This is a genomic window from Pseudomonas sp. GV105 (assembly GCF_003058185.1).
Lineage (GTDB): Bacteria > Pseudomonadota > Gammaproteobacteria > Pseudomonadales > Pseudomonadaceae > Aquipseudomonas > Aquipseudomonas veronii.
Genome location: NZ_QBUF01000001.1, coordinates 561,519 through 580,320 on the forward strand (window position 1 = coordinate 561,519; position 18,802 = coordinate 580,320).

General features: G+C 59.9%; 9 protein-coding genes. 4 read left to right on the forward strand and 5 right to left on the reverse strand.

Annotated features, from left to right (window positions below; translation table 11 throughout):
• Window positions 1-86 precede the first annotated feature (86 nt).
• From C8K66_RS02380 to C8K66_RS02390, 3 genes are all read left to right on the forward strand, one after another.
• The gene (locus tag C8K66_RS02380) at window positions 87-1,589 is read left to right on the forward strand and encodes an ATPase domain-containing protein (RefSeq protein WP_046383506.1); all 1,503 of its coding nucleotides are present in this window, start codon (window positions 87-89) and stop codon (window positions 1,587-1,589) included.
• Window positions 1,586-3,295 (forward strand): ATP-binding protein, encoded by a 1,710-nt coding sequence (locus C8K66_RS02385; protein ID WP_108524172.1) that lies wholly within the window; start codon window positions 1,586-1,588, stop codon window positions 3,293-3,295. The genes C8K66_RS02380 and C8K66_RS02385 overlap by 4 nt, the downstream gene beginning before the upstream one ends.
• A 111-nt stretch (window positions 3,296-3,406) precedes the next feature.
• Complete coding sequence (locus tag C8K66_RS02390; protein ID WP_108524173.1) at window positions 3,407-8,170, forward strand: hypothetical protein; 4,764 nt, start codon at window positions 3,407-3,409, stop codon at window positions 8,168-8,170.
• 50 nt (window positions 8,171-8,220) lie between these two features.
• Here the strand turns inward: C8K66_RS02390 and C8K66_RS02395 are convergent, their stop codons facing one another.
• From C8K66_RS02395 to C8K66_RS02415, 5 genes are all read right to left on the reverse strand, one after another.
• Window positions 8,221-8,598 carry a response regulator gene (locus C8K66_RS02395; RefSeq protein ID WP_017846270.1) on the reverse strand — a complete coding sequence of 126 codons (378 nt, stop codon included), beginning with the start codon at window positions 8,596-8,598 and terminating at the stop codon, window positions 8,221-8,223.
• A 78-nt stretch (window positions 8,599-8,676) separates the two neighbouring features.
• A complete protein-coding gene (locus C8K66_RS02400) occupies window positions 8,677-9,870 on the reverse strand; it encodes a hybrid sensor histidine kinase/response regulator (RefSeq protein ID WP_046383509.1) in 1,194 nt (397 codons plus the stop codon).
• Entirely contained in the window at window positions 9,864-10,463 is a 600-nt protein-coding gene (locus C8K66_RS02405) for a chemotaxis protein CheB (RefSeq protein ID WP_079443875.1), read from the reverse strand. Before C8K66_RS02405 ends, C8K66_RS02400 begins: the two co-directional genes overlap by 7 nt.
• A complete protein-coding gene (locus tag C8K66_RS02410) occupies window positions 10,460-11,290 on the reverse strand; it encodes a protein-glutamate O-methyltransferase CheR (protein ID WP_017846273.1) in 831 nt (276 codons plus the stop codon). The genes C8K66_RS02405 and C8K66_RS02410 overlap by 4 nt, the downstream gene beginning before the upstream one ends.
• Window positions 11,291-14,788, reverse strand: coding sequence for a response regulator (locus C8K66_RS02415; protein WP_108524174.1), 3,498 nt, complete (start codon window positions 14,786-14,788; stop codon window positions 11,291-11,293).
• Between the two features lie 278 nt (window positions 14,789-15,066).
• On the opposite strand from C8K66_RS02415, the gene C8K66_RS02420 reads away from it, so the two are divergent.
• Window positions 15,067-18,690, forward strand: coding sequence for a hypothetical protein (locus C8K66_RS02420; RefSeq protein WP_256590892.1), 3,624 nt, complete (start codon window positions 15,067-15,069; stop codon window positions 18,688-18,690).
• Window positions 18,691-18,802 lie beyond the last annotated feature (112 nt).

The window sequence follows — 18,802 nt, forward strand, 5'->3', positions numbered from 1 at the left end:
ACCCCGCTCATACGCCAGGGTCAAGAAGGTATAGCGCGCTCGAACGAACGCGCACCCCTTACTCGTATGTGACCTGAGGGCACTTCTTGTCTATGTCCAACGCGCTGTTATCCGAAAAGGCGGCCACCGGTATCGAAGGTCTTGATGACATTCTTTGCGGCGGTTTGTCCCGCAGCCATCTGTTTCTGCTCGAAGGCGAACCAGGGACCGGCAAAACCACCGTCGCCCTGCACTTCCTGAAGGCAGGGGCAGAAAATGGTGAACGCTCGCTCTATATCACCTTGTCCGAAACCGAACGTGAATTGCGCCAGGGCGCAAAATCCCACGGCTGGGATCTGGATGACAATATCCATATTTTCGAGCTGACCCCGCCGGAAAGCCTGCTCAATGCCGAACAGCAGCAAAGCCTGTTGTACTCTTCCGACCTGGAACTGGGCGAGGCCACGCGGCAGATCTTTGAAGTGGTGGAACGGGTCAAGCCGACCCGCGTGGTGGTCGACAGCCTCTCCGAAATCCGCCTGCTGGCGCAAAGTTCCCTGCGTTATCGACGACAGATCCTGGCGATCAAGCACTATTTCGTGCGCTACGACGCCACGGTGTTGCTGCTCGACGACCTGACCACCGAATCCCTCGACAAAACCGTACACAGCGTCGCCCACGGGGTGATTCGCCTGGAAGAACTGACGCCCAATTACGGCGCCGAACGCCGTCGCGTGCGGGTCGTGAAGTACCGCGGCCAAAAGTACCGCGGCGGCTTCCACGATTTCACCATCATGGGCGATGGCGTGCATGTGTTCCCGCGGCTGGTGGCGGCCGAGCATCGCGGCGGCTATGTGCGCGAGACCCTGAGCAGCGGCATTCGCGAACTGGATGCCTTGATGGGCGGCGGAGTCGAGACCGGCTCCAGCAGCCTGATCCTCGGCCCCGCCGGCACCGGCAAGTCGCTGATCTCGATGGTGTTTGCCGCCGCCGCCGTGGCGCGGGGCGAAAAAGCCGCGCTGTTCATCTTCGATGAGGAACTGGGCCTGCTCTTCGAGCGCATGAAAAACATGGGCATCGACCTCGCCGCGCTGCAAGCCACCGGCAACCTGCTGATCGAACAAGTCGACGCGGCCGAGTTGACCCCCGGCGAGTTCTCGCACCGCGTGCGGCGCTGCGTGGATGAGCGCGGGATCAAGACTGTGGTGATCGACAGCATCAACGGCTATCAGGCCGCCATGCCGGAAGAAAATGCGCTGATCCTGCACATGCACGAACTGCTGCTGTATCTCAACCGCCGCGGCGCCGCCACGTTCATGACCGTCGCCCAGCACGGCCTGGTCGGTGACATGCAGGCGCCCGTCGACATTACCTACCTCGCCGACACGGTCATTCTGCTGCGCTATTTCGAAGCGCTGGGCAAGGTGCGCCGCGCCATTTCAATCATCAAGAAACGCACCGGTGCCCATGAATCGACCATTCGCGAGTACCGCATCAGCAGCCAGGGCATGACTGTCGGCGAGCCGCTCGATAATTTCCAGGGCGTACTGCGCGGTATCCCCACGTACATGGGCGCCGGCTCTCCTCTGCTCAAGGATGAGGGCCAGTGACGAGCCTATCCCCCGTCTCCGAGCGCGCCATCGTACTTGCGCCGATGGGCCGCGACGGCGCGTTGGCGCTGATGATGCTCAACGAGGCCGGGTACAACGGCGTGATCGCCACGGGCCTGACGGCCTTGTGCAACGCACTGGAAGAAGGAGCCGGCCTGCTGATTATTGCTGCCGAAGCCTTGCGCGGCGTCGATCTGGAGCCGCTGCTCGAGTATTTGCACCAACAGCCTGCGTGGTCGGACTTGCCCATCGTATTGATGACCCATCACGGCGGCGCCGAGCAGAACGGTTCCTCGCACCTGAGCGGGTTATTGGGCAATGTCACCTTCCTCGAGCGGCCTTTCCATCCTGTGACGTTGATCAGCCTGGTTACGGCGGCACTGCGCGGACGACGCCGACAATACGATGCGCGCGACCGGCTGATCGACCTGAGCGAAAGCGAACTGCGCTTGCAACGCACGCTGGAGACGCTCGAGCAGCAAGTAGAAGAACGCACGGCGCAGCTGCGCAGCAATGAAGAAGCACTGCGTCAATCGCAGAAGATGGAGGCCGTCGGCCAGTTGACCGGCGGCATCGCCCATGACTTCAACAACATGCTCACCGGCATCATCGGCAGCCTGGAGTTACTGCGCAGGCGCGTCTCCCGCGGCAAGCTGGACGACCTGGACAGCCTGATCGACCTGGGCGTCACCTCCGCCAACCGGGCCGCCGGCCTTACCCACCGCCTGCTCGCGTTCTCCCGGCGGCAGTCGCTGGATTCAAAACCCGTCGAGATCAACCAACTGGTGACCTCCATGGGCGAACTGTTGCAACGCAGCATCAATGAAAGCATTGCGCTGGACATGCGCCTCAGCGACCCGCTCTGGACCGCCGAAGCCGACCCCAACCAGTTGGAAAGCGCGCTGCTCAACCTGGTGATCAACGCACGCGATGCCATGCCGAACGGCGGCAACCTCACCGTGGAAACCAGCAACCGCCATCTCGACAGCGTGTTCACCGCCGCCTACGGCACATTGCAACCCGGTGACTACGTTGAATTGAGCGTCAGCGACAGCGGCTGCGGTATCCCGGAAAGTTTAATGGGGCGCGTCTTCGATCCTTTCTTCACCACCAAACCGATCGGCCAGGGCACCGGCCTCGGCCTGTCGATGATTTACGGCTTTGCACGGCAATCCGGTGGCCATGTGACGATCCACAGCGAAGTCGGAAAAGGCACTACCGTCAGCCTGTTCCTGCCGCGTTTCGTCGGTAAAATGGTCGTGGCCGAAGCGGCGAACCCCGCGCGGCTGCCCTTTGCCAATGCCGGTGAAACAGTGTTGATCGTCGAGGACGACCCGGCGGTACGGGTGCTGGTCAGCGCGGTGCTCAAGGAACTGGGCTATGCCTTTGTCGAGGCCGGCGATGCCAACACCGCACTGCCGATCATCGAGTCCGACCAGCGCATTGACCTGATGATCAGCGATGTCGGGCTGCCGGGCATGAACGGCCGGCAACTGGCGGAAATCGGCCGGCAGATTCGGCCGGAACTCAAGGTCCTATTTATCACCGGCTATGCCGAACACGCGGCGGTGCGCGGTGGTTTTCTGGACCCTGGGATGCAGTTGATTACCAAGCCGTTCACGTTTGATCTCTTGACGGCGAAAGTCAGGGAAATGATCCGCGCAGCCGCCAGCCAAGCGGAGGCAATCGGCAACAAGGTGCAATAAAGCCACGGTTCGAAAATGGAATCGGTCAAGGGGCTTGGGTACGAAGGATTACCACTGGGACCTGGAATTTTCACCCAGTGGACCTCAATCCTGATGATAGAGCCGCCACCCATGACGATTTCCAACAGCCTTGCCCACGCTTTTCCCCTGCACTCTTCCATTGCCAGCGACACGCTGGAGCCAGTCGAGCAGGTAGCTGTAGAGCCTGACCGCGAAAGCCCCCACCTCTCTGCCCCTGGCAATTCCCCCCGGGCCAGGGGCGACAGTGCGTTGGCGCAGAACTACGGCAAGGCATTGCAGGGCTTCAGCGGCGTTCCCGCCCACGACAACGCGATCATGGTGGATATTCCGCCGGATTCAACATTTGGCCAGTGGTGGAAGTTACTAGGCAATGCCGCTCGGTCGCCGGAGTTCCTCGACTGGCGGCTCACGGTCAGAGCCCTGCCCGACTCGATCAAAATCCTGCCGCAAAGTGGTCAAGTCACCTACCGTGTAACCCCAGATGTTTCGCTCAATGCGCCCTTACAGTTGCGTGCGAGCGAGGACAAGCGCTGGTCGGCGGTACGAGGGCCGTTAATGGATGCCGGAGGGGTCATCTCCGACAGGAACAGGCCGTTTCCCCTTCCGTCGTCCGAGAGCGCCAACCGTGCGCCGGCCTGGCTGGTTGGGCAGTTCTACAAAGAGCCGACGCGAATCGCCCCTTCCGAACTCCAGCAACGCGCCGCCGAGCTGGAGCGCGATAAAACCTTTGCCCCACTTGACCCCGCTGTATTCCCTGGGCTCCAGGAAACGCGCAGCGAGGACGCACTCGAGCAGCAGCAGACGCTGCTGGGGAACATCAACAACCGGCACCAAGCGACTGTGTTGTTGAAGCATCTGGGGACAGTGCTTGCCTCAGGCAGCCTTCAGCTGTCGCAGGTCCCCGCGTATCTGCGTGAAACCACCTTCGAATTGAACCCCCACTCCTCATACGAACGGGATCGAGGTGTGCAGCAAGGAGGCGTGGCTAACCTGGCTGATTTTCTTGAATACCACGGCTTTGAAAAACCCGGCACCGCACAGGAAGTGGAGAACCTCAGGCGATTCCTCCTCACCCCCACACCGCGAAGCCCCGTCCATGGTAACTACGGCGGCGCCCTGTCCTGGCCGCAGCCGATTGACACGGACACCCAGCGCCAACTGTTGGCGTTCTTGCAGCACGGCAATGTGGGTGACCTGAACCTGGGGAGCAACCGCAATGTGTTGGAAGCGTTGATGCAAGGTGTAGCAGTCGAAGCCCACGAGCTTCGCAACCCACGGCAACTGCTCGACCGCATCATCCAGTCGCCCAAGGGCCAGGCGCTGGGGGCGGCCATCCAGGCCAAGTTCAACACACTGTCGGTCAAAGGCAGCGTCAATGATTGGTTAATGGCGGCCTTGAACCTGAATTACACCGATGCATTCACCCAGGCAACCTTGCCCCAGAAGCACATTTCAGGCTTTGACCTGGCCGGCCAGCAGCTTAAAGGCAAACCTTTATCAGAGACGGCCCAGCGTGTGGCCGACCATTTGTACTACGTCACGAAAGAGGCTTCGTCACCGGAAAAAGCCAATATCCAGGCCAACCTGAAACTGGCCTCCAAGGCGCCAGAGTTGCTGGTCAAGGATATCCCGGCCACGGTCACTCACGGCTCCCCCGCCCACGTCAGCTTCAGTACGGCGGTGGCGCGCATAGAGGCTGAGACGCCGGGCCGGGCATCCACCATGAGTTACGGCGAGGTCATGTTGTACGCGGATATCGCTCCAGTGTCCCAGGCTCAGCGTCAGATCGAATATGTCGCCCAGCATGACGCGCTCAAGGAATGGGGCCTGACCAACAGCATCGTCACGAGTGTGACGTCGCCTGCAGATATGCAAACCATCGCCGACGCCTTTAACCAACAGGTCGGCGAACTGCGAACAGCTTCCGAAGCACAGCGCACACCCGCGCCGGCGTCTCGCAAGGAGATGGCCCTGGCCGAACTGCGCGAAGTTTTGGGCGATGACGCGCGCCTGGAACTGAAGTGCATCGTACTGGACACTTACGATAAAGATCGACCCGGGCCCTATTCGATATTGGACTTGTACATGGAGAACATGCTGCACAACCCGCCCAATGTGCCCTACCACCCGGCCCGGCACAACAACGCGTCACACCCCAATCAATGGGTGATCGAGCCTTACACACCACCGCGCAGGGGCCCCGGACGCTCTGCTGCCAACACGCCCAACTTCACCCTCGAGGAGGTCTTGAGCAAGACGCAAAACCTGAAAAATATCAGCAGGGAATTCGTCAGTGAGTTCCAACAGTTTGGTCGCGCCCTCGACAGCAGCGTCGCCACGCAGGTCAAGCACCTGATCGCCCAGTTGCCGCTGGAGGACCGGCAGAATATCGAATACGGAAGCCTTTCGATCTTCAAGGAGTTCAAGGGCGAACATCAGCTCAGCGGTATCGTCCGGGTCCCGGCTGCCGACGGCAACCCTGTGCTATTGAAAGTGATGCGCGACGGGATTGCCCATACCTATGAACTGAATGTCCAGAAGAACACGCTCACCAAACGCGGGGACCTCGGCGATTTCCAGCCCGGTTATCAGCCTGGGGCTCATATAGAAGACGGAAAACCGCGCGATAACAACACGCCGTATACCGACATGGTCCCCGTCACACTGTCCATTCCCGATGAAGGTTCCCCGCTGGTACGGCAACAGCTGCTACAAGAAAACACCGACACCGCCGGGCCGTTGAACAGTTTCGCCAGCCCCCGGAGCGCGGCCATCGGTGCCACGGTGGCCAAGGTCAGCAGCGTATGGGGCGCGCTGGAGGCCGAGGCTCGAGGGGTGACGACGGTTGAGTCCGAGGTACCCTTTTACAAAAAGTTAAATGAGTTGCTTCTTAACCTGATCCCATTACGGTCAGCCATCAAGCATTTTACGGAGGGCAACCTCGGCGAAGGGATCATCGACTTATCACTCGACCTGTTTGGCATCATGACCGTTGGAGCCTCCACCGCAGGGAAACTGGCTAAAGTTGCAACGAAAACCCTGTCTGCCGGTAGCAAGGCCTTGCATATAGGAAAGACCCTGGGGTTGAGCGCGATCAGCCTGGTTAATCCGTTGGACGGCGCGGCGGATTTACTGCGCGCTACCGGTCGCGGCGTGGCAAGCGTCGGTAAACGCGTCATCACCGACACGATTCAAGACATCCGGCACCTACGCGGCACCCACACTGGCTACGACCTGGTCGCCGCGAGCAAACAATACGACGCAGCAGCGATGGGTACCTTCAAGACGTCCGGCGAGACCTTGCAAGGTGCCGCGGTTCTTCAGGACGGTAAATGGTATGCCTTTGATACGACGACCCGACGCCCGTTTGGCAAAGCACTGGACGATTTCCAGCCGTCAATACGAGGCGGTACTCAGGAGCTTCATGCGTGGCAAAACACGCAACGCGCGCTCTCGCCGGAGTCGATTCAAATTCGAAAAGACTGGGGAAAGCTACTGGACCGTTACCAGGGCGATGGGGTGACGCCCAGCGCTGCGTTTAAGAGTGGCTATGAGGACGGCGCGCCGGAACTGATTAAAGGCTATGCCAAGGGCATGAAATCAGAAGACGTGATGAAGCTGGCGCTACGCCCGGACAAAACAGCAAAAGAGGTGGGCACCTTGGTCCGCCAGCAGGAAAGGCTGGCTGTCCAGCACGGGCTCAACGGCACACAGCATTTCAACACCCACGTAAATGCCGTCGGAGGAACGTTCACCCCCGTACCTCAGACCATCTACCTTAGCCACGTCAACCACCTTTCCGATGGGCAGTGCGCCGCTCTCTCGCGTACGTTCGCATCGGCCAAGGCGCAAGGAAAAGAACGCGTATTTATTGACAACCTGTACGTTGCCGCCGCCAATCCGCGGGCTGAGGGGTCGCGAGTATTTGCTCGCACATTAGACGATGTGCAAAAAAGCATCAGTATACCGACCATGTTTCACGCCGGTAACCCACAGCGCCAGGTAACGTATCAGGACATGATTACGGAACTGGCCAATGCGCCTGGGGGCAAGACCGTGATGATCGACTCTCCCGGCCATGCGATGGTGGCCGGGTCCGTGCCGGATGGCGACGGTAAGAAGTTCTTTTTTTACGACCCGAATGTTGGAGTGGCCGAGTTTTCAAGCGAGGCCATGATGAGGCGTGGTCTCGAAAAAATATTCAATGACAAGAAGCTGCCGGTCCAATACAAAACTTATAGCAATGACCCCAAAAAACTTGAATTCAAGATCAGCGACCATCACGAGTCGTGGATAAGCACCGCGAGTCTTCATGACAGACCGGTCAAACGGCTTTATGAAGAATCCATCCCGACGACGGTTACTCACCTGAAGCCCCCCGCCCCGACCCACCACATCGCTATGTCGGATTACAAGGACGTCACCGTCACTGACCCGACCGCAATCATCAGCACCAGTGGCATCAGTGATTGTACGGCCCTGGCGGTGCTTACCGACTTGAAAGAGGGTGTCTACCAGAAACGAACATTAATGCACTTCCAAGGCGGCGTGCCGACGACAGAACAACAGCGCGTGCTGAAACAACTGGAGGGATCGTTAGACCAGACAAGCAAAGTGATTTATGTGGGCGGCGATTATGTCCGGACCATTCCGGGATTAGGCATCGCTCTGAAACAAGGTGACGCCGGTGAACAAGTGCTGTTCAACATCGCAAACAAATACCCGGCGTCCACTACGATCGCAACGGCCAACCGTATTGACATAAAACCCGATGGATCGTTTGAGCTCTTCGAGGGAACCAACCCCGCACGGGTACTTGATTCACATGCAAAGGACGAGGTGCTTGCCTGGTAATCCTGACCGGCCAGGGGCATCAGCGGTTGTTGGACTGACACATTCAGGTGTCACGCCAACAACCGCAGGATATGTTCTTGCAGCGTATCCAGGTCGAACGGCTTGGCCAGGATCGGCGCCTTGCGTGTGATCGGGCTGTCGCAGTCACGAATTTCCTGCGGGTAGCCACTGATAAAAATCACCTTCAGCTCCGGGCGCAACTTCACCGCCGGCTCGGCGATCTGCACGCCGGTGACGCCGCCAGGCAGGCGATAGTCCGTCACCATGAGGTCCAGGTGCGGTTTACTGGCGAGGATTTCAAAAGCCTGCTCCCCATTGATCGCCTTCAATACCCGATAGCCCAGGCCTTTGAGGTATTCATCCAGGACAAACATAATCGATTCGTCGTCCTCGACGATCAGAACGACATCTTGTGCATCTTCACTCATGGGAAGCCTTTGTCCGGTCAATTGCTGCACTTACGACCATGCAGTCACGCAGAGGTTGCGTCGAAGTGACGATTGTTTTCACGCCGACGCGTCCAGGGGCAGGCACACCCGGAACAGGGCGCCCTCGCCTATCTGGCTCTCCACCTCAATGGTACCGCCATGGGCCGCGACGATCTGTTCGGAAATAAACAGCCCGAGGCCCAGACCGGCGGCCACATGGCTGGCGGACACGCGCTCGAACTGCTGGAAAATGCGCTTCTGATTGTCGGCGCTGATGCCGATCCCGTGGTCCCGCACCTCCAGCCGTGCTTCGCCGTGTTCGCTGTACACCCGCACGCCCACCGGGCTCTTGGCCCCATAGCGCAAGGCGTTGGTCAGCAGGTTGGACACCACTTGCTCGATGCGGAATTCATCCCAGCTGCCCTCCACCGGACCTTCCGCCTCCAGTTGCATGGACGACTCGGCGGCGGCCACTTGCGGCGCGAAGTTTTCCAGCAGGTTGCGCACCAGTTGCGTGAGGTCGAAGCGCGCCGGACGAATCGACAGTTTGCCGGTGCGGATGCGCGACACGTCGAGCATGTCTTCGATCAGCCGGATCAGGCTCTGGATCTGCCGCTCATCGCGGTCGACCATGGCGCGCATCTTCTCCAGGGTGAACGCGGCGGCGTTGTCCCGGGCCAGGTGCATCTTGCGCAGTTGGGTTTCGAGAATCAGCCCGTTGAGTGGCGTGCGGACTTCGTGGGCGACGATCGACATGAAGTCATCGCGCATGCGTACCGCCTGCTCCAACTCTGCCTGAGTGGCCTGCAGGCGTGTCAGCAGCAACTCCTGTTCGCGGCGGCTGCGCTCCAGCGCTTCCACCTGCTGCTTCATCGCCTTGCTCTGGCGGTACAGGTCGACGAACACATTGACCTTGCTCTTCACCGCATGGATATCCAGCGGCTTGTGCAGGAAGTCCACGGCCCCGCTTTCATAACCCTTGAAGGCATAGTTGAGTTCGCGGCCGGCGGCGCTGACGAATACGATCGGGATGTTCTTGGTCTTTTCGGTGCCGCGCATCAGCTCGGCCAACTCGAAACCGTTCATGCCAGGCATCTGCACATCGAGGATCGCCATGGCGAACTCGTGCTCCAGCAACAGGGACAAGGCCTCGTCGGCGCTCAAGGCCTTGAAGACCTGGCGGTCCTCGCGCTTGATCAGCGCTTCGAGGGCCAGCAGGTTTTCCGGCAGATCATCGACGATCAGCAGTTTGGCCTGGATAGTACTTAACATGGGGAAGATTCCAGGGAAGCCAGCAATGAGGCAATGCGGCTCAAGGTCAGAATATGGTCAGGCGTGTGCAGGGCCAGCGCCGCCCGCGGCATCACGGCAATCCGTGCTTCGTCGGGGTCCTGTACGACAGTGATACCGCCCGATTGCTTGACGTGGGCCAGCCCTTGGGCGCCGTCCTGGTTCGCACCGGTCAGCAGTATGGCCAGCAGGCGCTTGCCGTAGACATCGCCGGCCGAGGCGAACAGGTAATCGATGGCGGGCCGGGAATGGTGTACCCGGTCTTCCTGGCTCAAAGACAGGCTGCGGTCATGCTCCACCGACAAATGATAGCCGGGGCTGGCGAAGTACAAGGTGCCCGGTTGGATCACTTCCTTGTCCTGCCCTTCGCGTACCGGAATCTGCAAACGCCGCGCAAACACTTCCGCCAACTGGCTACGGCGCTCGTCCGGCAGGTGCAGCACGGCAATGATCGGCAGCCCGAAGGCCTGCGGCAGATCGCTAAAAATACTCAGCAACGCCTCAACGCCGCCGGCGGACGCGCCGACGACGATGGCTTCTATCCCACACATGGGGTTGGCGGCAGCGTCGTTCATGATTTCCGGTAGATCCGTTCCTGTTTGACCAAGGGCTCGAAATGCTTGTTGTAGGCGGAAAAATCCAGGGTTTCCTTGCTGCCCAGCACCAGGAAGCCACGATGACACAGCGACTCATGGAACAATCCAAAGGCCCGATCCTGCAATTTTTTATTGAAGTAAATCAATACATTGCGACATGAAATTAATTGAGTTTCTGAGAAAACACTGTCGGTTGCCAAGCTGTGATCGGCGAACGTGACATTCTCGCGCAACGTCTTGTCGAAGATCGCATGATCGTAAGCCGCCGTGTAGTAATCGGCAAAGGAACGCTGCCCACCGGCCTGCTGGTAGTTGGCGGTATAGGCACGCACATTCTCCAGGGAAAAAATTCCCTGCTTGGCTTTATCCAGCGATGCCGGGTTGATGTCGGTGGCGTAGATGATGGTGCGTTCCAACAGCCCTTCTTCGCGCAGCAGGATCGCCATGGAGTACACCTCCTCCCCGGTGCTGCAACCGGCGATCCAGATCTTGATCGACGGATACGTCTTGAGCAGCGGCACCACTTCCTGGCGGATCGCGAGGAAGTGCGACGGGTCGCGAAACATCTCGCTGACCGGAATCGTCAAAAACTGCAGCAATTGCATGAACGCTGCCGGATCGTGCAGGACGCGCTCCTGCAACGCCGAAATCGTCGCGCATTCAAACTGGCGCAGGGCGTGGGCCACACGGCGTTTGACCGACGCACCGGAGTAGTCGCGAAAGTCATAGCTGTACTTGAGGTAGATCGCCTCAATCAGCAGGCGCAGCTCAATATCACTGCTTTTTTCCAAAAAACTGCGTTCCACTTAAATACGTTCCATCTTCGGTAACCAGACGCGAATCAGCGAGAACAGGCGATCCAGGTCAATCGGCTTGGCCAGGTAATCGTTGGAGCCGGCCGCCAGGCAACGCTCCTGATCGTCCTTCATGGCCTTGGCCGTCACGGCGATGATCGGCAGCTTCTTCCAGCGCGGGTCCTGGCGGATCAGGGCGGTGGCCTCGTAACCGTCCATTTCCGGCATCATCACGTCCATCAGCACCAGGTCGATATCATCGACTTCATTGAGCCTGGCGATGGCTTCATGGCCGTTACGCCCGATCACCACCACGGCGCCTTTGTGCTCCAGGGCGCTGGTCAGGGCGAAGATGTTGCGCACATCGTCGTCCACCAACAGGATCTTGCGCCCTTCGAAGACCTTGTCGCGGCTGCGCGCGGTCTTGAGCATCTTCTGGCGTTCATGGGACAGCTGCGATTCGACTTTGTGCAAAAAGAGTGTGACTTCGTCGAGCAGGCGCTCCGGCGAACGGGCGCCCTTGATGATGATCGAGCGCGAATACTTGCGCAGCTCGGCCTCTTCGTCGCGGGTCAGGTTGCGCCCGGTGTAGACGATCACCGGCGGGAACGAGCAGATATCCTCGGTGGCCATGCGCTTGAGCAGCTCGTTGCCGAGCATGTCGGGCAACTTGAGGTCGATGATCATGCAGTCGTAGATGTTCGTGCGCAGCAGGTCGAGGGCTTCCTGGGCAAAGCCGACGGCGGTGATCTCGATGTCATCGTCGCCGATCAGGCGGGCAATGCTCTCGCGCTGCAGGTCATCGTCTTCCACCAGCAGCACGCGCTTGACCTTCTGGGTCAGCTTGGCTTCCAGGCGCGTGAATATATCCTTGAGCTCTTCGCGGGTGGTGGGTTTCACCGCGTAACCGATGGCGCCCATGTGCATGGCGGCTTCGACGCGGTCTTCCACGGAGATCACATGCACCGGGATGTGGCGGGTACTGGCGTGTTCCTTGAGGCGTTGCAGCACCGTCAGCCCGGAATGGTCCGGCAGGCGCATGTCGAGCAGGATCGCGTCGGGGATGTACTCCTCGGCCAGGCTGTAACCCTCATCCGCGCCATGGGCCACCAGGCAGTGGTAGCCCAACTCATGGGCGAGGTCGAACAGGATGCGCGCGAAGTTCGGTTCGTCTTCCACCACCAGGATGCAGCGCGTAGCGAACGGCGCTTTCTCGCGGTCGTCGGCAAAGCGCGGGATCTGTGTGGCATCGGCCACCGGCAGCGGCGAGACCGCGATGGGCTTGGGCGCCGGGGCGGCAATCACCTGGCGCGGTTGCTCGATAGGCGCAGCGTCTTCCTCGCGTTCGACGTACTGCTCCGGGATGACCAGGGTGAACGTGCTGCCCTGGCCGGGTTCGCTGGTGACGCTGATATAGCCGCCGAGCAACGCGGCCAGGTCGCGGGAAATCGACAACCCCAGGCCGGTGCCGCCATACCGGCGATTGGTGGTGCCATCGGCCTGACGGAAGGCTTCGAAGATGCTCTCCTGCTGGTCCGGGGCGATGCCTATCCCGGAATCGCGCACGGTAAAGGCGACGCCCTCCCCCGGCGCGCGGGACACCGACAGGCTGACCTGGCCCTGCTCGGTGAACTTGACCGCGTTGGACAGCAGGTTCTTGAGAATCTGCTCCAGGCGCTGGCGATCGGTAAAGAGCATGGTCGGCGTACCTTCCTGCACCTGCACCTGGAACCCCAGCTTGCGATCGGCCGCCAGCGGCTCGAACATCCCGCGCAGGCCATCGACCAGGCGCGCCACGCTGGAGTTTTCCGGGCGCATTTCCAGCTTGCCGGCTTCGACCTTGGAGATATCGAGGATGTCGTTGATCAGGTTGAGCAGGTCATTGCCGGCGGAATAGATCGACTCGGCAAACTTGACTTGCTCGGCGCTGAGGTTTTCCTGAGGGTTCTCCGCCAGCAACTTGGCCAGGATCAGCGAGCTGTTCAGCGGCGTGCGCAGTTCGTGGGACATGTTGGCGAGGAATTCTGATTTGTACTTGCTCGAGCGTTGCAACTCGTCAGCGCGGTCTTCCAGCTCAAGCTGGGCCTGGTTGAGCTCGACGTTCTTGCGGTCCATGGCATCGCGCTGCTCGGCCAGGGTAAGCGTCTGCTCGGCCAATTGCTCGTTGGTCTGCTCGAGTTCCGCCTGTTGCGTTTCCAGGTGGGCCTGGGACTCCTTGAGGATGCGCGATTGCTCTTCCAACTCTTCGTTGGCGGTCTTGAGCTCTTCCTGCTGCACTTGCAGCTCTTCGTTGAGCTGCTGGGTCTCGGCCAGCACTTCCTGCAAGCGCTGGCGATAGCGGGCGGCTTCGATGGAGGTACCGATATTGCCGGCGATGAGTTCCAGCAGTTCGATGTCGCGCTCCTGCAGCGGGCGCAGGAAACCCAGTTCGATCACGCCGTTGATCCGGTCGTCATCGCTGGTCGGCACCACCAGCACGCTGCGGGTCGTGCCCTCGCCCAGGCCGGAACTCACTTTGAAGTAATCCACCGGCACGTCGTCCAGGCGAATCAGGCGACCGAGCTGGGCGGCCTGCCCTACGATGCCTTCGTCGCTGTAGATCGCCTGCTCCTGCTGCTCCTGCTCGCGGGAGAAACCATAGGTGGCCACGCGCTTGAGGCCGCCGTGCTCTTCGCGCACATACAGCGCCGCCACCACCGAGCCCATGTACTGGGCAAAGAACTGCAGGATATTGCGTCCCAACATGTTCAGGGTCAGTTGACCGAGCACCTGTTCGGCCAGTTCGGTCTGGCCATTACGCAGCCAAGCTTGTTGCTCCAGACGCAATGCGATCTTCTGTTGCGACGCGAAGTTCGCACTGTAACTATCTGAAAGTGATAGTAAATTTTTACGACCAATGTAAGCCAGAAAGCCGCTCAGCCCCAGCACGAACACCAAGTACAGGGCGACGCTGATGAGGGTGGTACGGGTGACTTCCGCGTTGCGGGTAATCCGGAACTGTTGCTCCATCGCCACCGCGTCGTCGTACTCATTGCGAATCTCATCGGTCAGACGTTTACCCCGGCCGGCTTTCACCGCGCTGCGGTAGTCGCCGTTCTCGCGCTGCATATCAATCATCGACTGGGCGTAGTTGTTCCACTCCAGTTGCAGGCTTTCCAGGCGCTTGAGGCGATCTACCTGCTGCGGGTTGTCCGCCACCAGCTCCTGCAAATTGTGTAAGTCGGCAATGATCCGCGGCTTGGCCACTTCATAGGGGTCGAGGAAATGCTCGTCGCCGGTGATCAGGAAACCGCGCATGCCGGTTTCCAGGTCAACCGTCAGCTTGGACGTTTCGTTGAGGTTATTGATGACCCGGTCGGTGTGCTCTACCCACTGGATCACCGACAACAAATAAGTGATCAGGCACACAAAAAACACCGCACTGAGCACACCCACACCGAGGGGCAGTGCGACGTTGCGGCTCAACAGTGTACGAAAGCTCTTTTCATCGACGGTCGACGCGGGAGTCATGGGCATGCCTTTGCCAAATGCGGAAAAACCGGGAGTTTGCCCCAAAGTTGCGGTTGAACGCTATTTTTCTGCCATGAACCGCTGCAACCCGAAACGGCGCAATCGGGCAACGGCACCCTGAACGCCGCCCACATCCCGTCGCAGTTTCAGTTGCTCACACTCCGCCCGTGCTGAACCGGAACCTGGTTGATCAGCCTTTCCACAGACTAAAGCGTCTTGGGAATAAGGAAACTCCGCGAGAAAGGCGCTCACCTTCTGTTTAACAAAACGGTGCTCGTATGACTATTTCCTTGCAAACCCTCCCCAGCGTTTCATTGATGCCGCTCTCCACGCCACCCGCAATACCCGCCGCTACACCGCCGACGTTGACACCCGTCCCCAGCCACGACTCGCCTGCGCCAACGGTGCAGCCGCCAGCCAGCGTCACCGTCGCGCAAAGCGCTAGCCTCAAGGCGAAGCTGGGGCATTATCACAACCTCAAAACACTTGCCGACAAACTCAATGAAATCGCCCTGCGGCTTGGGCCTGACGCCTCCACCCCGGCCGTGCAGGCAGCCCTCAAGACCACGCCGATGGACGTTCACCCCGACTCGGTTTATCACAGCGAAGTCGGCGGCAGCACCAGCGTGGATAGCTTTATCAATCGCCAGGGAGGATTGCTTTCACCCTATAGCCATTTATCCCTGACCGGGCTGTCGGACGCCATGGCCGCCCGATCCCAGGCGCACCCGTTGGGTAACCTGGGCGGCGCCCTCAGCTGGCCGGTGCCCTTGAGCGCCGATGAGCAACAACGCTTGCACACCCGCACCCAGGATTACACCGACCCTCTTGGGCAAAAACAGCCGCTCAAGCACACCACTGGCGGAGTACTGGAGTTCCTGCGGCATCGAACCCCTCTCGCGGCCGAAGCGCTGACGAGCCCGGGCGCGACGTTGAACGCCCTTGTCAGTTCGCCAGAAGCACAATCATTGGGCCACGCGCTTCAGGAACAGATGCAGGGCATTGCCACCGATAGCAGCAGCCTCGATTACCTGCTCGCGGCCGTGATACTGCAGCTGGACCCAGAGTCCATCACCGCCCCCCAACGCAACAACGTGGCCGGCTTCGACCTGGCCGACGACTCACTCAGGGGCAAGTCGGCCACCCAGATCGTCGATGCCCTGCGCCAACACCTGGTGGCTCAGGGTAAAACCAGCCCAGAACTGGCTGGCGCAGCCGCCCACCTGCTGCTGGCGGGTCGTGCGCCGGTATTTCTGGTCAAAGACATTCCCGACAGCGTGACCTTTGGCAGCCCGGCCTGGGTCAACCTCGCAATCGCCGCGACGATGGTCGACGCGCACATACCCGGCCGGGTCGCCAATATGAGCTTCGCCGCGGTCATGCTGGAAGCCGAACACGCCAGCGGCGCAGACGTGAACATGACGAACACCGCTCAACGCAACGCCTTGATCGATTGGGGCACGGCCAATGGCCTGCTGGAGAAAAAAGCCGAGCATCTGTACGCGTCCGATGAACTGAACAACCTGGTGACTCGCTTCAGCGAACGCCAGTCCGTGATGCTGGCCGCCTCAGAGGCCTTCGACAAAGACATCCCGTCCCGTAAAGCGATGGCATTGGCCGAGCTGAAACAACGCTTTCCCGACAAGGAGGCGCTGTTCGAAGAACCCTTGATTCGCGTCACCCATATGCCGGGCGGGGATATCCGGCGTAGAAATCAGGTGCCGGGCGTGCACTCGCTGCTGGATGTCGCGATGATGGACGTTGGACCCGACGCGGTCTACGGCTCCCGTGACAGCCGTATCCCCGTGGGGGCGTTGAACGCCAATCCCGAGTTTGGGGTGGCCACGGCGTTCGAGTCGCAATTCAAGCAGGTGATCGAGGAAAAGAAGAACGCCGTCGGCACGTATATCAAGCACTTGATCAGCCAGTTGCCGGCAGACGACCGAAAAAACTTTGAATATGGCAACGTCACTTTTTATCAAAATCACGCCCATAAACTTGGGCTGGGTTTGTTCAGTGACAAAACCGAGCTGCCCAAAGGCGAAGAACTACTGGTAAGGATCGAGCGCGGTGGGGTGACCACGGCCTATGAGATCGACTTCAATGCCGGCGCTATCCGCAGTATTCCGCAGTGGCAGGCACAGCCTGGCTCTTCAAGGAAGGCGAATATCGTCTCCGAAACAAAGGTGTTCACCCCCAGCGCCGGTCAAACCACGCTTGACACAGAACAGACACCGCCTGGCGATTCACCCAGCGATACCTTCGCCTCGCCCCGCGTCCAACTGATCGCCGATGCCTTCGTTGAACATATCAACCTCGATGATCCGGCAATCAAGCAACAGGCGCGTGGCCTCACCACCGACGACAATATTCGGAACCGGTCCGACATGATTGAAAACTTCCTGTTGGACCTGGTCCCTTTGCGCTCCGCGATCAACCACTTCCGCAACGGCAACATTGCTGAAGGCTTGATCGATCTGAGCCTGGACGCGTTCGGCATCGTGACGGCGGGTGTGGGTGCGGCCGGAAAAGTGGTCAAGATCGCAGGGACCACCGTTTCGGCCGCGACCAAGGTGGCACGGTCGGCCAAAGTCATCGGCATGGCCACGTTCGGCGCATTCAACCCGCTGAGCGGCGCAGGCGACCTGGCGGTTGGCGGGGCTCGCCTGGCCGGTGGCGGGCTCAAGTTCCTCGGCGCCAAAGGCGCGCAAGGTGTGAACGCATTGCGTGGCGCGTCGGGCCGTTACGACCTGCTCAAAGCCGCCAGCAACGAGCATGGCGTCGTCGCCACAGGCACCGTGAAGATCGGCGAACACAGTATTGACGGTGCCGCGGTGCTGAAAAATGGCCAGTGGTATGCCTTCGACGCGGAAAAAATGCGCGCCTACGGCGGGCCACTCCAGGGCTTCGCACCCACCACGGTGTCGGCGAAGGGGCAGATCAACCAGAGCTTCACCGACTGGCTCTACAAGAAACTGGCGGGCGAAATACAGTCGCCGGAGGGCCCGCCGACCGTACTCGGTCAATATGCACCCAAAGAGTTCGAAAACGAGTTGAAACGCGCGCAACGCCCCGAGAAGGTTTCCGACTTCAACGCCGGCTATGCGAACGGTGACCCGCACAAGGTGCCGGGTTTCTCATCAGACTCGACGATTCTCGAGCTTCAGATGCTGATCTCCCGTGGGTGGCTGGGCGCCGAAGACGTCGGCACGCTGGTCAAACAGATCGAACGCAAGAAAGTCAGACTGATCCAGGAAGGCTTTACCCTGTTCCAGCGGGATATCCACGCCGTCGGCGGCACCTTGACCCCGATGCCCCAGGAGTTTTACCTCAGCCAAGTCAATCTGGCTTCACCAGGCGAATGTGCGGGTATCGCCAATACCCTGGCACTGTCCATGCAATCGGGCCAAGAGACGACCTACCTGGGCAATATGTTCAAGGCGGCCGCCGATCCACAGGACCCTGTGGCGACGCAGTTCATCCGCACCCTCAGGTCGTTTCATGAAGCAGTCAAACACGTGGATACCTTTCATATGGGCAAGCAGCCCAGGCAGATTCCCTATCATCAGATCGCCACCGAGCTGACCGATGCGAGCCCGCCAAGGAGCCTGAGGATTGCAACGAAGGATCACGCCCTGCTGGCCGGCGTCATGGTGCGTGACGACAAACCCGTCTGGTTCTACTTCGATCCGAATTTCGGGATGGCCCAATTTGACTCGGCCGAGGCCATGAAAAATGGCCTGGAACGTACCCTGAATCGCGGCACCAGCCCGTTTCAGCATCGGGCTTACGGTACGAATCCGGGCACGCCTGAGTATCAAGTGAGTTATTTTGAGTCCGGTGACATGCAGTTCTACCGCGATTCCGCACAGGTCCACCGTATCGCGTCGGTCCCGTTGTAGTTTTTCCGCCCCTGACGCGACATTCTCCGGCGCGAAGCTCACAATGCCAGCAATTTTTCGGAACTTGCTGGCCTTGTCGCTACTCACTAGTGGATTGCCTTTAGACCTGTCG